Here is a 14159-nt window from a genome sequence, read left to right as displayed (position 1 = left end):
ATCCATATTGGCTAGAAGCGAAGAACCGCCTCGAGATTGACCGTCCGCGGCGGATTGATCATCACGACATGGCTGTTCCCGTTCAGCAGCGGCGTGTTGATCGCCTGGCTGAACGTCACCTCGTTCGTCAGGTTGCGCCCGACCAGCGCAAGTTCCCAGGCGCCGTCTTCCTTGCGGATCGCGAGGCGGGCGTCGAACTTGGTATAACCCGGCTGCGCGTTCAGCGGGTTCATGTCACCCTGCAAATAGGAGGTCGAAGTGTAGTCGGCGGCGCCGCGAGCGCTGACGATCAGGTGATCGCTCACCGGCACGTCGAACTGCACATATCCCGACGCCTTCCATTCGGGCGCGCGCGTCAGGCGCACGCCCGAAAGGTTGTTCGTCGCGGGCGTGCAGGTCGCTGGGGCGTTGTACAGGCAGGGACCGCCTGGATAGTCATTATATTTCGCGTCCAGATACGCCCCTGTCGCGCCGAGGCTGACGACCGAATTCGGACGATAGCGGGCCTCGACCTCGACACCCTGCGCGGTCGCCTTGGCAGCGTTGCCGGTGATGAAGGCGGTGCCGTTATACGACGAGACCTGAAGATTGGCGAAACGCGTGCGGAACAGCGCGATGTCGAGGTCGAGCCGGCGGTCGAACAAGCGCATCTTGGTGCCAAGTTCCCATGCCCGCGCCCGTTCGTCGTCGAAGTCGAACCGGCCGTTGTTGTTGCGGATGTTATACAGCAGCAGGCCGTCGTTCGACAGGAAGCCCCCACCCTTCGTTCCCGTCGCATAGCTGACATAGGTCGAGACCTGCGGGCTGAATTCATAGCGAAGACGCAGCGAATAATCCCAAAGCTTTTCAGTCCGTTTGCCGGTGATGTCGAAGTCGAGATTGTTCGCGGGGATGCGTGGGCCGACGTTGGTGCTGGTCCCGCGCGCTTCCTTTTTTTCGTAGCTGTAGCGCAGGCTGCCGCTGAAGGTCAGCGCATCGGTCAGTTCCGCCTCGACGATTGCAAAGGGCGAAAGCGACCAGGAAGTCTGGGTGAAGCCGCGCTTCCCTTCGGCCTGAGGCAACGTCGTCCCCACCAGATTGCCGTTGTAACTGATGAGTTGCAGGATATCGAGATCGGCATCGGTATAGGTGGCGCCGAACGCGAGATTGATGCCCGCCGCGACGTCGCGCGAGACGCGCAATTCCTGGAAAAACTGGCTGCTCTCCTCGGCCTGCAGCGTATTGAGCAGATTGATCGGCCCCGGAATGGTGTTGAATGTCCGTTCCGAATCCACGGCCTGATAGGCAGTGACCGACCCGATCGTCCAATCGCCCGGCGTCCAGTTGACCGTCATTGCGCCGGTCCGCGATTTGGTTACGTCATATTCCTTAGGAAAGCCGCGGCTGAACCGCCAAAAACCAGGCTTGTCCTGCGCCGCCGCACCGCCGCTGGCGTTTCGAATGACGTTGCACAGGTTGCAGTTGGCGTTGCCGATATTGTTGTAGACCGCGTTCGAACCGTTGATCTCGTTCCGGAAACCCTCAACCTTGAACAGGACCTCCAGATCGTCGCTCGGCTCCCACAAGAGTTGGGCACGCCCCGACCGGTATTTCGAGCCATTGTCGTCGAACCCCGTCAGCCGGTTTTCGATATAGCCATCCGCTTGCCCTGCGCCGCCGCTCAGCCGGACGCTCAGCGTGTCGCTGATCGGGCCCGACAGATAGCCGCTGAAATTCATGCCGCCTTCGGCGAGTTCGGTGCCGGCGCGGAACTCGGCCTCGAAATCCCGGGTCGGCCGGCGCGTCACCATGCTGATCGCGCCGGCATTTGTGTTCTTGCCGAAAAGCGCGCCCTGCGGCCCGCGAACGACTTCGATGCGTTCGACGTCGAGGAACGGCACCTGCAGCGAACGCGCGCGGCTGGAATAGACACCGTCGACGAACAGACCGACCGATTGTTCGAATGCCAGATTGTTTGCGCCCGATCCGAGCCCGCGGATCGTGATCGCGTAATTGCCGTTGGTATTGTCGATCTGAAGATTGGGAACCGACGACTGGAGGTCGGTGAACAGGCGCTGCCCCTGCTGCTCGATCGCGGCACCCGTGACGACGCCGACCGAAATCGGCACTTCCTGCAGCGTTTGCGGACGGCGCGACGCGGTGACGATGATATCTTCGCTGCCCGCCGCGCTGGTCGCATCATTCGCGCCGGTCGCTTCGGCTTCCTGTGCCGCCGCCGGGACGGCGGCAGCCATCATCAGGGCTCCGGTGGCAAGTGCCGTTACGGCTCGATGGTGGCGTTTCATCCCTCTCTCCCTCGTTCGCAGCCACCGGTCGAAAGGCGCATTTTCGCTTCTCGACTCCATGACCGTCTTCATTATGTATCAATTGATATATTTTGAGCCGAGCAAGATCAATAGCATTCTAAGTATTTTTTGAGAACTATCAAAACCACGGAAATCCGGCACAAATCAGAAATTTGCCAAGGGACGGAGATTTGCTTTACCCAAGGGGCGCACAAAATGACGGAGGGTTCGAGGTCGATCATGGCGATGGGAGAATCGGTCGAGGCACCCGTTGCGCAACCCGGAAGGGACGCGGTATCGAACGCTTCGCGCAAAGGCGACCAATCGCGTCAACGCATATTGGAGGCTGCGCTGGTCGAGTTTGGGGCGGCGGGTTTCAAATCCACGACCACGCGCCGCATAGCGGAACGGGCCAATACGACGCTGCCCCCTCTCAGCTATTATTTCGGCAACAAGGAAGGGCTCTATCGGGCCTGCGCCGAGGAGATAGTCGAACGCTACGGGCACGCGACCCGCGATGCCGTCACAAGAGCAAAAGGGGTTATCGAGTCACCATCGGGACCGGAGGAGGCGCGCGAAACGCTCAAATATTTGATGGCGGCATCGGTCGAGCTGATTCTCGGCAGCGACGCCTATATATTGGGTAACGGAATCATTGCCCGCGAGTTGGCGGAGCCGGGCCCGGCATTCGAGATTTTCTATAACCGATTGTGGCTGCCCGGTATCGAGCGGAACTCGCGGCTGATCTCCTTGATCAAGTCCGAAGCCCAAGTTTCAGCCGAGACGCGTATGCAGGCCATCCTGCTGGTGTCGAGCCTTCCCTCGCTTCACACCCGCAGGGTCGTTGCACAAAGGGCGATGGAATGGCCCCGAATTGGCGAGGCAGAATTGCGCCTCATCACCCAGGTCCTGCATCGGCAAATCGACGATCTCTAGACAAGACCCGCCCTAGGGATCTCGCCGCCGACTGAACCAACTGGAGGTTTGATCAGCCTGACGCGAGCATATCGAGCGCGACGTCGACGATCATATCCTCTTGCCCGCCGACCATCTTGCGTCGCCCGAGCTCGACGAGGATCGCCCGCGTGTCGAGCCCGTGATCGGCCGCCGCCTTTTCGGCATGGCGCAGGAAGCTCGAATAGACCCCCGCATATCCCAACGTCAGCGTCTCGCGATCGACGCGAACCGGGCGGTCCTGCAGCGGGCGCACCAGTTCCTCGGCCGCGTCCATCAGCGCGAACAGGTCGCAGCCGTGGTTCCAACCGTAAACGTCCGCCGCGGCAATGAAGACTTCGAGCGGCGCATTGCCTGCCCCCGCCCCCATGCCGGCGAGGCTCGCGTCGACGCGTATCGCGCCATTCTGCACCGCGACGATGCTGTTCGCGACGCCAAGGGAAAGATTGTGGTGCGCGTGCACGCCGCGCTGCGTTTCGGGTTTCAGCACCCGGTCATACGCCTGCAGCCGCGCCGCATATTGATCCATCGTCAGCGCGCCGCCGCTGTCGGTAACATAGACGCAATGCGCGCCATATTCCTCCATCAGCTTCGCCTGATTTGCGAGCGCCTCGGGCTCCGACATATGGCTCATCATCAGAAAACCCGATACGTCCATGCCGATCCCTCGCGCATATTCGATATGCTGCTTCGCGACGTCGGCCTCGGTGCAATGGGTCGCGATACGCACCGAACGCACGCCCATATCATAGGCATGTTTAAGGTCGTGGATCGTCCCGATGCCCGGGAGGAGCAAAGTCGTGAGTATGCTGTGCTCCAGCACTTCGGCAACCGCTCCGATCCAGTCCCAGTCGGTATGGGCGCCGAAGCCATAGTTGAAGCTAGACCCCTGCAGGCCATCGCCGTGCGCGACCTCGATCGCGTCGACCTTCGCACGGTCGAGCGCCTTCGCGATCGCCTTCACATGATCCAGCCCATATTGGTGGCGGATCGCGTGCATGCCGTCGCGGAGCGTCACGTCCTGAATATAGAGCTTGGTCGTCGCGGGATCGAAACTCATGCGGCCATCCTTTCCGCGATCTTCTCGGCGGTCTTCAGCGCGGCAGAGGTCATGATGTCGAGGTTGCCGGCATAGGCGGGCAGATAATGCGCCGCACCCTCGACCTCGAGGAAGACACTGACCTTCAGCCCGGTAAAGCTGCCGTCCATTTCAGGGATGCGTAGCGGCGCATTGCCGCCGATGCTTTCGAACTGCACCGCCTGCTTCAACCGGTATCCGGGGACATAGGCCTGCACCTCCGCCACCATCGCTTCGACGCTCTTCGCGATCGCCGCGCGGTCGCCGTCGTCGCAGAGACAATAGACCGTATCGCGCATGATCAGCGGCGGTTCGGCGGGGTTGAGGACGATGATCGCCTTGCCGCGCGTCGCGCCGCCGACCTCTGCGATCGCCCGGCTCGTCGTCTCGGTAAACTCGTCGATGTTGGCGCGGGTACCCGGGCCCGCGCTCTTCGACGCGATCGAGGCGACGATCTCGCCATAATGCACCTTGGCGACGCAGTTCACCGCGGCAACGATCGGGATCGTCGCCTGGCCGCCGCAGGTCACCATGTTCACATTCGGTGCGTCGAGGTGCGCATCGCCGTTGACCGGCGGTATAACATAGGGACCGATCGCCGCCGGGGTCAGGTCGACGACGCGCTTGCCATGGGTGATCAGCACTTCGCTGTGCCGCTTGTGCGCCCCGGCAGAGGTCGCATCAAAGACGATCCCGATATCGGCGAAGCCGGGCATCGCGACCAAGCCGTCGAGGCCATCGGCGGTGATCGGCACACCAAGGCGCTCGGCACGCTTGAGGCCATCCGACTCGCGATCAATGCCGACGAAGGCGCCCATTTCGAGCACGTCCGACAATCGCATGATCTTGATCATCAGATCGGTGCCGATGTTGCCCGACCCGATGATCGCGACTTTGGTTTTCGCCATCTCGCTACGCCTTGTAGGTAAAACTGCAGGTGCCGATATCGGCGATGTCGGCGACGACATGATCGCCCGGTGTCAGCGCGACCATTGGCCCCAGCGCCCCCGCGAGCAGGACGTCACCCGCCCTCAGTGGTTCACCGCGACCCGCAAGGGTCCGCGCGAGCCAGGCGGCGGCGTTCAGCGGATTTCCGAGCGCCGCGGCGCCTATCCCGGTCGAGGCGGACGCGCCGTTCACGCGCATTTCCATCGCCGCCCCTTCGAGGTCGAGCCCCGCAAGCGGCAATCCTGCGTCAGCCAGCACGAAGAAGGCCGAAGAGCCATTGTCGGCCACAGTATCGGCAAATGTGATCTTCCAGTCGGCGATACGGCTGTCGACAATCTCGATCGCGGCATGGACGCTCACCACCGCCGCTGCGACCTGCTCAACTGTCGTCGCTGTATCGGGCAGGTCGGCGCCGAGCACGAAAGCGATCTCGGCTTCGGCCTTCGGCTGGATCGCCCGTGCGGGATCGAGAATACCGCCGTCGGCGACGCGCATATCGTCAAAGAGCACGCCAAAGTCGGGCTGATCGACGCCAAGCTGCGCCTGCACTGCTTTAGCGGTCAGCCCGGCCTTGCGTCCGACGATGCGGCGCCCCTGCGCCTCCCAGAACCGCGTGTTGATCGTCTGTACCGCATAGGCGCCTGTCGCGTCGGTCGGATCGAGCACATCGCGCAGCGGCGCGACAACTCCGCCGGAATAGGCATCGCGCAGGCGGCGGGCGACGGCTTCGTGGGTCGCGGTCATCAAGCTTTGCCCGGATGAACGGTGCCGCAGTTGTCGCAGGTGCGCAGTTCCTCGCTGGCATAAAAAGCCTCGAACAGCGGCGGCAGGTCGCGCACGATGCTCTGGAGTTGGACCTCGACGCGGTGGACGATGTGGCCGCAATCGTCGCAATACCATTGAAAGGCATCGATCAACCCGTCGGGCCGCTTGCGTTCGATGACCAGCCCGACGCTGCCCGCGACCGGACGCTGGGGCGAATGCGGGACGCGCGGTGGCAGCAGGAAGATGTCGCCCTCACGGATCGGCATGTCCTTCGGCCCCTCGTCGGTCCATAGGCGCAGGTTCATGTCGCCCTCGATCTGATAGAAAAATTCCTCCAGCGGATCGACATGATAGTCCGTGCGCTGGTTGGGGCCGCCGACGACCGTGACGATGAAATCGGCATCCTCCCATATCTGCGTATTGCCGACCGGCGGCTTGAGGACGTCGCGATGCGCCTCGATCCACTCGCGGAAGTTGAAGGGCAGTCCATAGGTCAGCATGGCATCATCCTTTCGGCGCGCGCGGGATGAAGGCGGTCGCCTTGATCTCGATCAGCAAATGCGGGTGCGGAAGCTGGTGCACCGCGACGGTCGTCCGTGCGGGGCCCGCTTCGTCGAAATACTCGGCGTAGACGGCATTATAGCCGCCGAAATCGTTCATGTTGACGAGGAAACTCGTCACATCGACCACGTCGGCGAGCGAACCGCCAGCGTCGGCGAGGATCGCGCCGATATTCTCGATCACTGCGCGCGTCTGTTCCGCGATGTCGAGACTGACGGTGCCGAACGCGTCTGCGGAGGCGCCCGCGAAACTGTTGTCGGCACGGCGCGAGCTGGTGCCGGAGACGAAGACGAAATCGCCGGCGCGTCGATAGTGCGGGAACCGTCCGCGTGGTCGTGCCTTGCCGGGGATTACCCTGCCCCTCCCTTTTTCGGCGCCCTCGCTCATGCCGCGCCTCCCTCAATCGTGAACCCGACACGGCCGAGATGCCCCGCGTCGAGCGACACGGTGCGCGCCTCGCCAATCGCCGCCGCAGCGGTCGCGCCGCCCAGCATCACCGTCCAGCCCGGCTGAAGCACCAGTCCCGCCGCCCCCGCGAGCCGCGCCGCGGCGACGAGCGACCGGAACGGATCGCCGAGGATCGCCGCGCTTGTCCCCGTCTCGGCGACGGCATCGTCGACGCGCATCGTCATCGCAACGTCCGAAACATCGGTGTCGGCGGCAAGCCAGGGTCCGACGACAAAGGCGGAAGACGACGCATTGTCGGCGATCACGTCGCCAAGCGCGAAGCGGAAATTTTCGTAGCGGCTGTCGATGATTTCCAGCGCCGCAGCCACCGCATCGACCGCAGCGAACGCCTCTTCGCGCGTCACCTCGCCCGCCAGCGGCGCCTTCAGCCGCACCGCGACCTCGGGCTCGACGCGCGGATGGATAAAGCGCGCGCGGTCGATCGCCGCGCCATTGGTGACGACCATATCGGAGGTCAGCCGGCCCCATATCTGATCCGTGAGCCCCATCTGGGCCATCTTGGCCTCGCTGGTGAAGCCCATCTTCACGCCAACCAGGGTCGCACCGCGCAAAAGCCGGTGGTCGATCGCGGCGCGCTGAATTTCATAAGCGTCGGCAAGCGGCAGGTCGCCCGCCTCGCCGGTGATCTGCGGGATCGCCCTTGCCTCGCTGGCGGCGGTGTCGAGCCTTGCGGCAATGGCGGCAATGTCTGCCATAGGTTCCTCTTACAGTTTCACGCAAATATTGGTCGGTTCGGAATAGAAGCCCAGCGAATGTTCGCCACCCTCGCGTCCGATGCCCGACAGCTTCATGCCGCCGAACGGTGTGCGCAGGTCGCGCAGGAACCATTCGTTGACCCAGACTATGCCCGTTTCCATCTGCGCCGCGACGCGATGCGCGCGGCCGACGTCGCGCGTCCAGATGGCGGCGGCGAGACCATAGTCTGTATCGTTGGCGAGTTCGACGGCTTCCGCTTCGCTGTCGAAGGGCGCGACGTGGCAGACGGGCCCGAATATCTCTTCGCGCACGCAGCGCGCATCCTGCCCCAGGCCGGTCAGGATCGTTGGCTCGACGAACGCGCCGCTCGCTAGCGTGCCGTTCAGTTCGGGAACGCCGCCGCCGGTTACCACCGTTGCGCCCTCCTCGCGCGCAAGAGCATAATATGAGAGCACTTTCTCGCGGTGACCATGCGAGATCAACGGTCCCATGTCGGCGCCCGACCACGGATCGCCGACGGTCAACGCCTTTGCCCGTTCGGCGAGCGCCTTCACAAAACGGTCGAAAATCGGCCGTTCGACATAGACGCGTTCCGTGCAGAGGCACACCTGCCCGCAGTTCGAGAAGACCGAGCGCACGGTTCCCGCAACCGCCTCGTCGAAGTCGCAGTCGGCGAAGACGAGCGCCGCATTCTTGCCACCTAGTTCGAACGAGACGGGCTTCACGCCGGCGGCAGCGACGCGCATGATCGCGCCGCCGGTCGCGGATTCCCCGGTGAAGGTGATCGCGTCGATATCGGGGTTGGCGGTGAGCCACTCGCCCGTCGACTCCGCGCCGAAACCGTGAACGAGGTTGAATACGCCCGGCGGCACGCCCGCCGCATCCATTACCTCGGCAAGCAGCGTCGCGGTCGAGGGGGTTTCCTCACTGGGTTTGACGACGACGACATTGCCGCACGCAAGCGCGGGCGCCACTTTCCACGTCATCAGCAACAGCGGCAGGTTCCACGGTGACACGATCGCGACGACGCCCAGCGGCCGTGCGATCGCATAATTGATCGCGCTGCGCCCGTCGGGCAGGTCGGTCCGAAAGCTTGGCATCGCGCGCGCTTCGGCGATCGCGGCAAAGGCACGAAAATTGGCGGCACCGCGCGGAATGTCGATCGTGCGCGCCTGATGCAGCGACTTGCCGGTGTCGGCGATCTCGGCGGCAGCGAACTCGTCGAACCGCGCCTCGATCCCTTCGGCGATACGGACGAGAAGCTTGCACCGTTCGGCCTGCGACATCTTGCCCCACGGCCCCTTGAGCGCGGCGCGCCCGGCGGCGACCGCACGGTTAACGAGGTCGCGGCTCGCCTGAGACACCCGACCGGCTACGCTGCCGTCGACGGGGTTCACATTGTCGAACCAGCGCTCGCCCTCGACGAAGGCACCGTCGACATAGTTGAGCACCGGGCGTTCGGCGAAAGGATAGGCTGCGTCCGTCATGCCGCACCTCCGACCGCGACATAACCCGCGGCATTGCTGTGCGCGGCGCCCGCCTTGCCGACATGCCCCGCCATCTGGAGGAGCGACAATATGGTGTCGTTGAATTGCACTGGCGCTTCAAGGAATGCCGAATGGCCCGCGTCGTTGACCTCCACAAGGAAGGAGCCCTGGACCTCCGCCTGTGCGAGCCGTACGGCTTCGATCGGGAAGAGGATATCATCGACGCCCGAAAGGAACAGGGTCGGAAAGCCCTTGCCGCCGAGATCGGCCGCCGGACGCGCATCGAAGCTGCCCGCCAGGCTGTGGCGATCGACGGCGTTGAAGCTTGCGATCTGGCGATAAAGCGCCGCGAGTTCGCGCGGTGCGCCCGCACCGAGCACGCGTTCGACCTGCCCCATCGCCGCGGTCTTCGCGCGCGCATCATCCATGATCGTCTTCACTTCGCTTGATTCCGCGATACCGTGCAGGCTGTCACAGATGGCAAGCGCGGCAACGCGCTCGGCCGCACGATGCGCAAAACCGATGCAGGTTCCCGCCCCCATCGACTGCCCGACGAGTGCGACCTTCGCCTCGCCAAGATGATCGAGCAGCGCGACCAGATCATCGACGAAGGCATCGCGCCCGCGCCCGTCATGGTCCTGCGACAGGCCGAAACCGCGATGGTCGAAAGTGATGACGCGGTTCGAACGCGAAAGCGCGTCGAGCTGGCGATACCAGATCGCATGATTGCCACCGATACCGTGCGCGAGCACGATCGCCGGCCCTGCCCCATGCGCCTGCCAATATATCTCGGCGCCCGCAGTCGCCAGCACACCGCTTTCCATCACGAAACCCCCATCAATTTGCTGAGCCGCACGACATAGTCGCCGAACGCCGGGTCCTCGCGCGTCGTGCTGGGATCGCGCGGGCGCGGCAGGTCGATGCGGACATCCTCGATAATCGTCCCCGGCCGCTCCGACATCACGAGCACCCGGTCGGACAGCAACACCGCCTCCGAAATGCTGTGCGTGACAAGCAGCACCGTCTTGCGGTCGCGCTGCCAGATGCGCAGCAATTCCATGTTGAGCCGGTCGCGCGTCAGCGCGTCGAGAGCGCCGAAGGGCTCGTCCATCAGCAGCACCTGTGGTCCGCGTGCCAGCGCCTGCCCGATCGCGACCCGGTGACGCATCCCGCCCGAAAGCTGGCTGGGATAGCTTGCCTCGAAACCCGTCAGGCCCAGTGTCTCGACGAGCGCCGCGAATGCCGCTTCGTCAGGGCGCTGCGTCTGCGGGTCAAGGTCGACCCCGAGCAGCAGATTGTCGCGCACATTCAGCCAGGGAAGCAGGTTCGAGGTCTGAAAGACGAAGCCCATCTCGGCCGTGGGTTCCTCGACCTCGGCGCCGCCGAAACGGATGCTGCCGTCCTCAAAGGGGACCAGACCCGCGATCAAGCGCAAGAGCGTGCTCTTGCCGCAGCCCGAGGGGCCGAGGATCGAGACGAACTCTGACGCGCCGATCTCGGCGCTGACGCCCTGCAGGACTTGCCGGCCGTCGAAACGCTTGCCTGCGCCGGAAAGGGAGATAACCGATTTCATGCTGCACGCCACCAGATGAAGCGTTCCCAATAGGCCACGCCGTAGAAGAGAAGGAGCGACAGGATCGTCACCGCGATCAGCGCCGCAAAGGTCAGCGTCGTGTGCCCTGATCCCGACGCCGTCAGGATCAGATTGCCCAGTCCGTCGTTCGACCCGACGAACTCGCCGACCACCGCGCCGATCACCGCAAGCGGCATCGCGACCTTGCAACCGTCGAGGAAGCTCGGCAGCGCCGCCGGGACGCGAAGGCGCCAGAAGCTTTGCATCGGGGTCGCCCGCAGCGCGCGAAAATGCTCCTCAAGATGCGCGGGTGTGCTCGCCAGTCCGCCGAGCGTCGCGATGATGATCGGGAAAAAGGCGAAGAGAAACGCCATGATCAGCTTCGACGTCAGGCCATAGCCGCACCATACGACGATCAGCGGCGCAAGCCCGATCTTCGGGATGCTCTGCAGCGCGACGAAGAGCGGATAGACGGTGCGCTTCGCGGTGCGCGAGAAATAGATCAGCGCCGCGATCGGCACGCCAAGCGCGACAGCGATGAGAAATCCCCAGAAAACCTCGGTCAGCGTGACGAGGCTCTGCGCGAGGATCGGTCCGCGCGAAGTCCATAATTCGCCCAGGATCGCGCTCGGTGGCGGCAACAGATACGACTGCACTCCCGACCAGCGAACGCCATACTCCCACAAAAACCCCAGAACGAGAAAAAAGCCCACGCTGATCGCGGTGTCGCGATTGAACAGGCGGCTCACGCGTCACCGTCCTTTTCCAGCAGCGCCTGAATGCGCGCGGGCGGCGGCACGAGAAAGCGATCGAGATGCCAGCGGTCGAAGGTGTCCATATCCTTCCCGTCCCACACCGACGGCGCATAAGGATCATCGGCGGTGATCTGCGTCATGTCGGTGTAGAATTCGACATTGTTACCGTCGGGATCGCGGAAGACGAGGAAGCTGTTCGCCCCCGGGCCGTGCTTGCCGATACCGCGGTCGATCGTGATGCCGCGCGCGACCAGCATCGCGGCGACCTGCTCCATCTCGCCGATCGTTTCGAGACGATAGGAGAAATGCTCGACCGCAGGGTAATGCCCCTCAGGGATTGCCGTGTGCCCCGGCGGAAGTTGGAGCAGCGCCAGGTCGTGATGATCCTCACCCGCGCGTAGAAAGACCATATGATGGTCGATCCAGTCCGACACGGTAAGCCCGACAACCTCCGCATAAAAAGCCAGGCTGCGGTCGATATCGCGCACCTTGAGCACAAGATGGCCAAGCCGCGTCGGACGCGGACGGTAGGAAGCGGGATCGGTCATGGCTGATTCCCCATCGGAATAAAGGCGTTGGTGAAGAGCTGCGGCGCCTGGTCGAAACCCTGAAGCTGGCCGCTCGCCTGCAGATAGGTGACGGTACGCTCGACCTTTTCGGGCTTCAGCCGGTGCGATCCACCCTCGTCCGCCATCAACGCCGCGGTCTCGCGGATCTGGCGTTCGGTCACCGCTTCGTCGAGCAGCGGATAGGATTTGCGGATGATTGCGAGCGCGGCTTTCGGATCGCGCGCCGCGTCGGCGTAGCCGCGATAGGCCGCTTTCAGAAAGGCGCGCACCAGTTCGGGATCTTTCTCGATCAGCCCGTCCTGCGTCGCGAAACCGCTGCCATAGACGTCGAGCCCGAAATCGGCATAGCCGATGCGTCCGATCGTCACGCCCTTTGCCTTGGCTGCCTTGTCAAACAGCGCGAGCGAATTGCCGAGCCAGCATTCGGCGGCGTCGATCCGCCCCTCGACGAGCGACGAGACGACGATCGCGGGGTCGAGCTGGATCTGCTCGACGCGCGCGGGCTCGACGCCATTGTCCTTCAGCCAGGCGGGAAGCAGCGCCTGGATCATCGAACTTTGCCCGGCACCGAACCGCAGTCCCGCAAGATCGGCCGGCTTCTCGATCTTGTGTCGCTCCTTGACGAAGCAAGCACCCGCGGGAAGTCGCATGTTGATGCCGCCGATCATCCGCACCTTGCCGCCCTTCGAGCGGTTCAGCGCGACCGACAGCGGGTCGATATAGGCAAATTCGAACATGCCCTGATCGAGTTCGTTCGCGGTGCGCATGCCGCCAAAGCCGCGCACCGGCTCGACGGCGATTCCCGCGTCCGCGAAATAGCCCTTGTCGATCGCGACGAAGATGCCCGCCATGCTGCCCTGCGGCAGCCACGCCATGTTGAACCGCACGCTGCGCGCATTGTCCGCCTGTGCCGTGCGCGGCGCATTGCCGCCGAAAGCGCTCCACAAGGTAAGTGCGGCGATCGCGGCGACCACGAGTAGCGGCACGACGAGCGAACGGCGATGAAAGGCGACCATCGCTCAGCTCCGCGGCAGGTGCGGCGCGGAAACCGGGTTCACGAGTTCGCCGACCCCGTCGACCCACGCCGACATCGTGTCGCCGTCCTTCAGGAACACCCCGCGTCCCATGCCGACCCCCGCAGGCGTGCCCGACGCGATCAGGTCACCCGCCTTGAGTTCGAGGATCGTCGAGAGATAGGCGATCTGTTCGTAGATGTTGAAAATCATCTCGGACGTGTTGCCGTCCTGCATCGTCTCGCCGTTGACTCTGAGCCCCAAGCGAATGTCGTGTGGATCGCCGAGGCAGTCGCGCGGCACGAAGACCGGTCCCAAAGGCGTGAAGCTGTCGAAGCTCTTCCCCCGGAACCAGTCGTGCGAGAAGGGAAAGTCGGTCCGGCGCGTGCGGTCGCGCGCGGACACGTCGTTGACGATGGTATAGCCGGCGATCAGGTCGCGCGCGTCATCGACCGCGACGTTCTTGCCCGGTTTGCCAAGGACGACGCCCAGTTCGACCTCCCAGTCGGGGCGCGACACCTGTGGCGGCACAACCACGGTGTCGCCGGGCCCGACGACGCTTTCGATCGTCTTGAGGAAAATATAGGGTTCGCTGTCAGCCTTTGCAGCGAGCTTGGTCTGCATTTCCTCGGCATGTTCGATGAAGTTCGACGCGGCGGCGAAGATGCGGCGCGGCTCGAACGGCGCCATGAGCTTTGGCGCGGCGATCGCACCCGATGCGCTACCCAGCCCGCGCGCGAGGGAGAACAGCCCTTCGCGCCGCGCATCCCAGTCGCGAATGATCGCGCTGACGTCGCCGACGACTGCGGTATGGCCAAGCGCCGCGGCGGCGGCGTGCAGGTCGTGGAAGCTGTCTCCCACCTGGATCGTCGGGCGCGGGCCTTCGGGGGTGGCGCGGGTGGCAAGGGCAAACCAGGTCATGCGTCGATCTTTCTTTCCGATGGGACGGGCGAGCGCCGGGGCTGCGCAGCCGAGCGCAATGGCGCCCCCGATCTGCGTGAGCGCGG

General features: G+C 64.0%; 15 protein-coding genes. 1 reads left to right on the top strand and 14 read right to left on the bottom strand.

Going from position 1 to position 14159, the window contains the following annotated elements:
• Nucleotides 1–11: 11 nt before the first annotated feature.
• Nucleotides 12–2285 (bottom strand): TonB-dependent receptor, encoded by a 2274-nt coding sequence (locus KEC45_RS03725; protein ID WP_193749179.1) that lies wholly within the window; start codon nucleotides 2283–2285, stop codon nucleotides 12–14.
• A 246-nt stretch (nucleotides 2286–2531) separates the two neighbouring features.
• On the opposite strand from KEC45_RS03725, the gene KEC45_RS03720 reads away from it, so the two are divergent.
• Nucleotides 2532–3221 carry a CerR family C-terminal domain-containing protein gene (locus KEC45_RS03720; RefSeq protein WP_252171496.1) on the top strand — a complete coding sequence of 230 codons (690 nt, stop codon included), beginning with the start codon at nucleotides 2532–2534 and terminating at the stop codon, nucleotides 3219–3221.
• Nucleotides 3222–3273: 52 nt separating this feature from the next.
• On the opposite strand, the gene dmpG is transcribed toward KEC45_RS03720, so the two are convergent.
• From dmpG to KEC45_RS03655, 13 genes are read right to left on the bottom strand one after another with little or no spacing between them, the layout of a single operon-like run.
• Nucleotides 3274–4299, bottom strand: a complete 1026-nt coding sequence (dmpG, locus tag KEC45_RS03715; protein ID WP_062182952.1) for a 4-hydroxy-2-oxovalerate aldolase — start codon at nucleotides 4297–4299, stop codon at nucleotides 3274–3276.
• Complete coding sequence (locus KEC45_RS03710) at nucleotides 4296–5225, bottom strand: acetaldehyde dehydrogenase (acetylating) (protein WP_062182954.1); 930 nt, start codon at nucleotides 5223–5225, stop codon at nucleotides 4296–4298. The genes dmpG and KEC45_RS03710 overlap by 4 nt, the downstream gene beginning before the upstream one ends.
• A 4-nt stretch (nucleotides 5226–5229) precedes the next feature.
• Entirely contained in the window at nucleotides 5230–6009 is a 780-nt protein-coding gene (locus KEC45_RS03705) for a 2-keto-4-pentenoate hydratase (protein WP_062182957.1), read from the bottom strand.
• Nucleotides 6009–6530: a 3-hydroxyanthranilate 3,4-dioxygenase gene (locus KEC45_RS03700; protein WP_062182960.1), complete on the bottom strand. Its 522-nt coding sequence runs from the start codon at nucleotides 6528–6530 to the stop codon at nucleotides 6009–6011. Before KEC45_RS03700 ends, KEC45_RS03705 begins: the two co-directional genes overlap by 1 nt.
• 4 nt (nucleotides 6531–6534) lie before the next feature.
• Entirely contained in the window at nucleotides 6535–6978 is a 444-nt protein-coding gene (locus tag KEC45_RS03695; RefSeq protein WP_062182963.1) for a RidA family protein, read from the bottom strand.
• Complete coding sequence (locus KEC45_RS03690) at nucleotides 6975–7754, bottom strand: 2-keto-4-pentenoate hydratase (protein ID WP_062182966.1); 780 nt, start codon at nucleotides 7752–7754, stop codon at nucleotides 6975–6977. The genes KEC45_RS03695 and KEC45_RS03690 overlap by 4 nt, the downstream gene beginning before the upstream one ends.
• Nucleotides 7755–7763: 9 nt before the next feature.
• Nucleotides 7764–9242, bottom strand: coding sequence for a 2-hydroxymuconic semialdehyde dehydrogenase (locus KEC45_RS03685; protein ID WP_062182971.1), 1479 nt, complete (start codon nucleotides 9240–9242; stop codon nucleotides 7764–7766).
• Nucleotides 9239–10066, bottom strand: a complete 828-nt coding sequence (locus tag KEC45_RS03680; RefSeq protein ID WP_062182974.1) for an alpha/beta fold hydrolase — start codon at nucleotides 10064–10066, stop codon at nucleotides 9239–9241. Before KEC45_RS03680 ends, KEC45_RS03685 begins: the two co-directional genes overlap by 4 nt.
• Nucleotides 10066–10815 (bottom strand): ABC transporter ATP-binding protein, encoded by a 750-nt coding sequence (locus tag KEC45_RS03675; RefSeq protein ID WP_238586705.1) that lies wholly within the window; start codon nucleotides 10813–10815, stop codon nucleotides 10066–10068. The genes KEC45_RS03680 and KEC45_RS03675 overlap by 1 nt, the downstream gene beginning before the upstream one ends.
• Nucleotides 10812–11564 carry an ABC transporter permease gene (locus KEC45_RS03670; RefSeq protein WP_062182980.1) on the bottom strand — a complete coding sequence of 251 codons (753 nt, stop codon included), beginning with the start codon at nucleotides 11562–11564 and terminating at the stop codon, nucleotides 10812–10814. Before KEC45_RS03670 ends, KEC45_RS03675 begins: the two co-directional genes overlap by 4 nt.
• Nucleotides 11561–12118 carry a VOC family protein gene (locus tag KEC45_RS03665; protein ID WP_062182983.1) on the bottom strand — a complete coding sequence of 186 codons (558 nt, stop codon included), beginning with the start codon at nucleotides 12116–12118 and terminating at the stop codon, nucleotides 11561–11563. The genes KEC45_RS03670 and KEC45_RS03665 overlap by 4 nt, the downstream gene beginning before the upstream one ends.
• Nucleotides 12115–13155, bottom strand: coding sequence for an ABC transporter substrate-binding protein (locus KEC45_RS03660; RefSeq protein WP_062182986.1), 1041 nt, complete (start codon nucleotides 13153–13155; stop codon nucleotides 12115–12117). The genes KEC45_RS03665 and KEC45_RS03660 overlap by 4 nt, the downstream gene beginning before the upstream one ends.
• Before the next feature lie 3 nt (nucleotides 13156–13158).
• Nucleotides 13159–14073 (bottom strand): fumarylacetoacetate hydrolase family protein, encoded by a 915-nt coding sequence (locus KEC45_RS03655; protein ID WP_062184236.1) that lies wholly within the window; start codon nucleotides 14071–14073, stop codon nucleotides 13159–13161.
• Nucleotides 14074–14159: the final 86 nt, after the last annotated feature.

Origin of the sequence: Sphingopyxis sp. USTB-05, assembly GCF_023822045.1 — a bacterium.
Taxonomy (GTDB): Bacteria; Pseudomonadota; Alphaproteobacteria; order Sphingomonadales; family Sphingomonadaceae; genus Sphingopyxis.
The sequence above is the reverse complement of the archived record's forward strand: the minus strand, read 5'-3'. Positions and strand labels throughout refer to the sequence as shown.

Excerpts from the sequence above, each read along its gene's own strand:
- KEC45_RS03725 (WP_193749179.1), bottom strand. The coding sequence starts at position 2,285 with ATGAAACGCCACCATCGAGCCGTAACGGCACTTGCCACCGGAGCCCTG.
- KEC45_RS03720 (WP_252171496.1), top strand. The coding sequence starts at position 2,532 with ATGGGAGAATCGGTCGAGGCACCCGTTGCGCAACCCGGAAGGGACGCG.
- dmpG (WP_062182952.1), bottom strand. The coding sequence starts at position 4,299 with ATGAGTTTCGATCCCGCGACGACCAAGCTCTATATTCAGGACGTGACG.
- KEC45_RS03710 (WP_062182954.1), bottom strand. The coding sequence starts at position 5,225 with ATGGCGAAAACCAAAGTCGCGATCATCGGGTCGGGCAACATCGGCACC.
- KEC45_RS03705 (WP_062182957.1), bottom strand. The coding sequence starts at position 6,009 with ATGACCGCGACCCACGAAGCCGTCGCCCGCCGCCTGCGCGATGCCTAT.
- KEC45_RS03700 (WP_062182960.1), bottom strand. The coding sequence starts at position 6,530 with ATGCTGACCTATGGACTGCCCTTCAACTTCCGCGAGTGGATCGAGGCG.
- KEC45_RS03695 (WP_062182963.1), bottom strand. The coding sequence starts at position 6,978 with ATGAGCGAGGGCGCCGAAAAAGGGAGGGGCAGGGTAATCCCCGGCAAG.
- KEC45_RS03690 (WP_062182966.1), bottom strand. The coding sequence starts at position 7,754 with ATGGCAGACATTGCCGCCATTGCCGCAAGGCTCGACACCGCCGCCAGC.
- KEC45_RS03685 (WP_062182971.1), bottom strand. The coding sequence starts at position 9,242 with ATGACGGACGCAGCCTATCCTTTCGCCGAACGCCCGGTGCTCAACTAT.
- KEC45_RS03680 (WP_062182974.1), bottom strand. The coding sequence starts at position 10,066 with ATGGAAAGCGGTGTGCTGGCGACTGCGGGCGCCGAGATATATTGGCAG.
- KEC45_RS03675 (WP_238586705.1), bottom strand. The coding sequence starts at position 10,815 with ATGAAATCGGTTATCTCCCTTTCCGGCGCAGGCAAGCGTTTCGACGGC.
- KEC45_RS03665 (WP_062182983.1), bottom strand. The coding sequence starts at position 12,118 with ATGACCGATCCCGCTTCCTACCGTCCGCGTCCGACGCGGCTTGGCCAT.
- KEC45_RS03660 (WP_062182986.1), bottom strand. The coding sequence starts at position 13,155 with ATGGTCGCCTTTCATCGCCGTTCGCTCGTCGTGCCGCTACTCGTGGTC.
- KEC45_RS03655 (WP_062184236.1), bottom strand. The coding sequence starts at position 14,073 with ATGACCTGGTTTGCCCTTGCCACCCGCGCCACCCCCGAAGGCCCGCGC.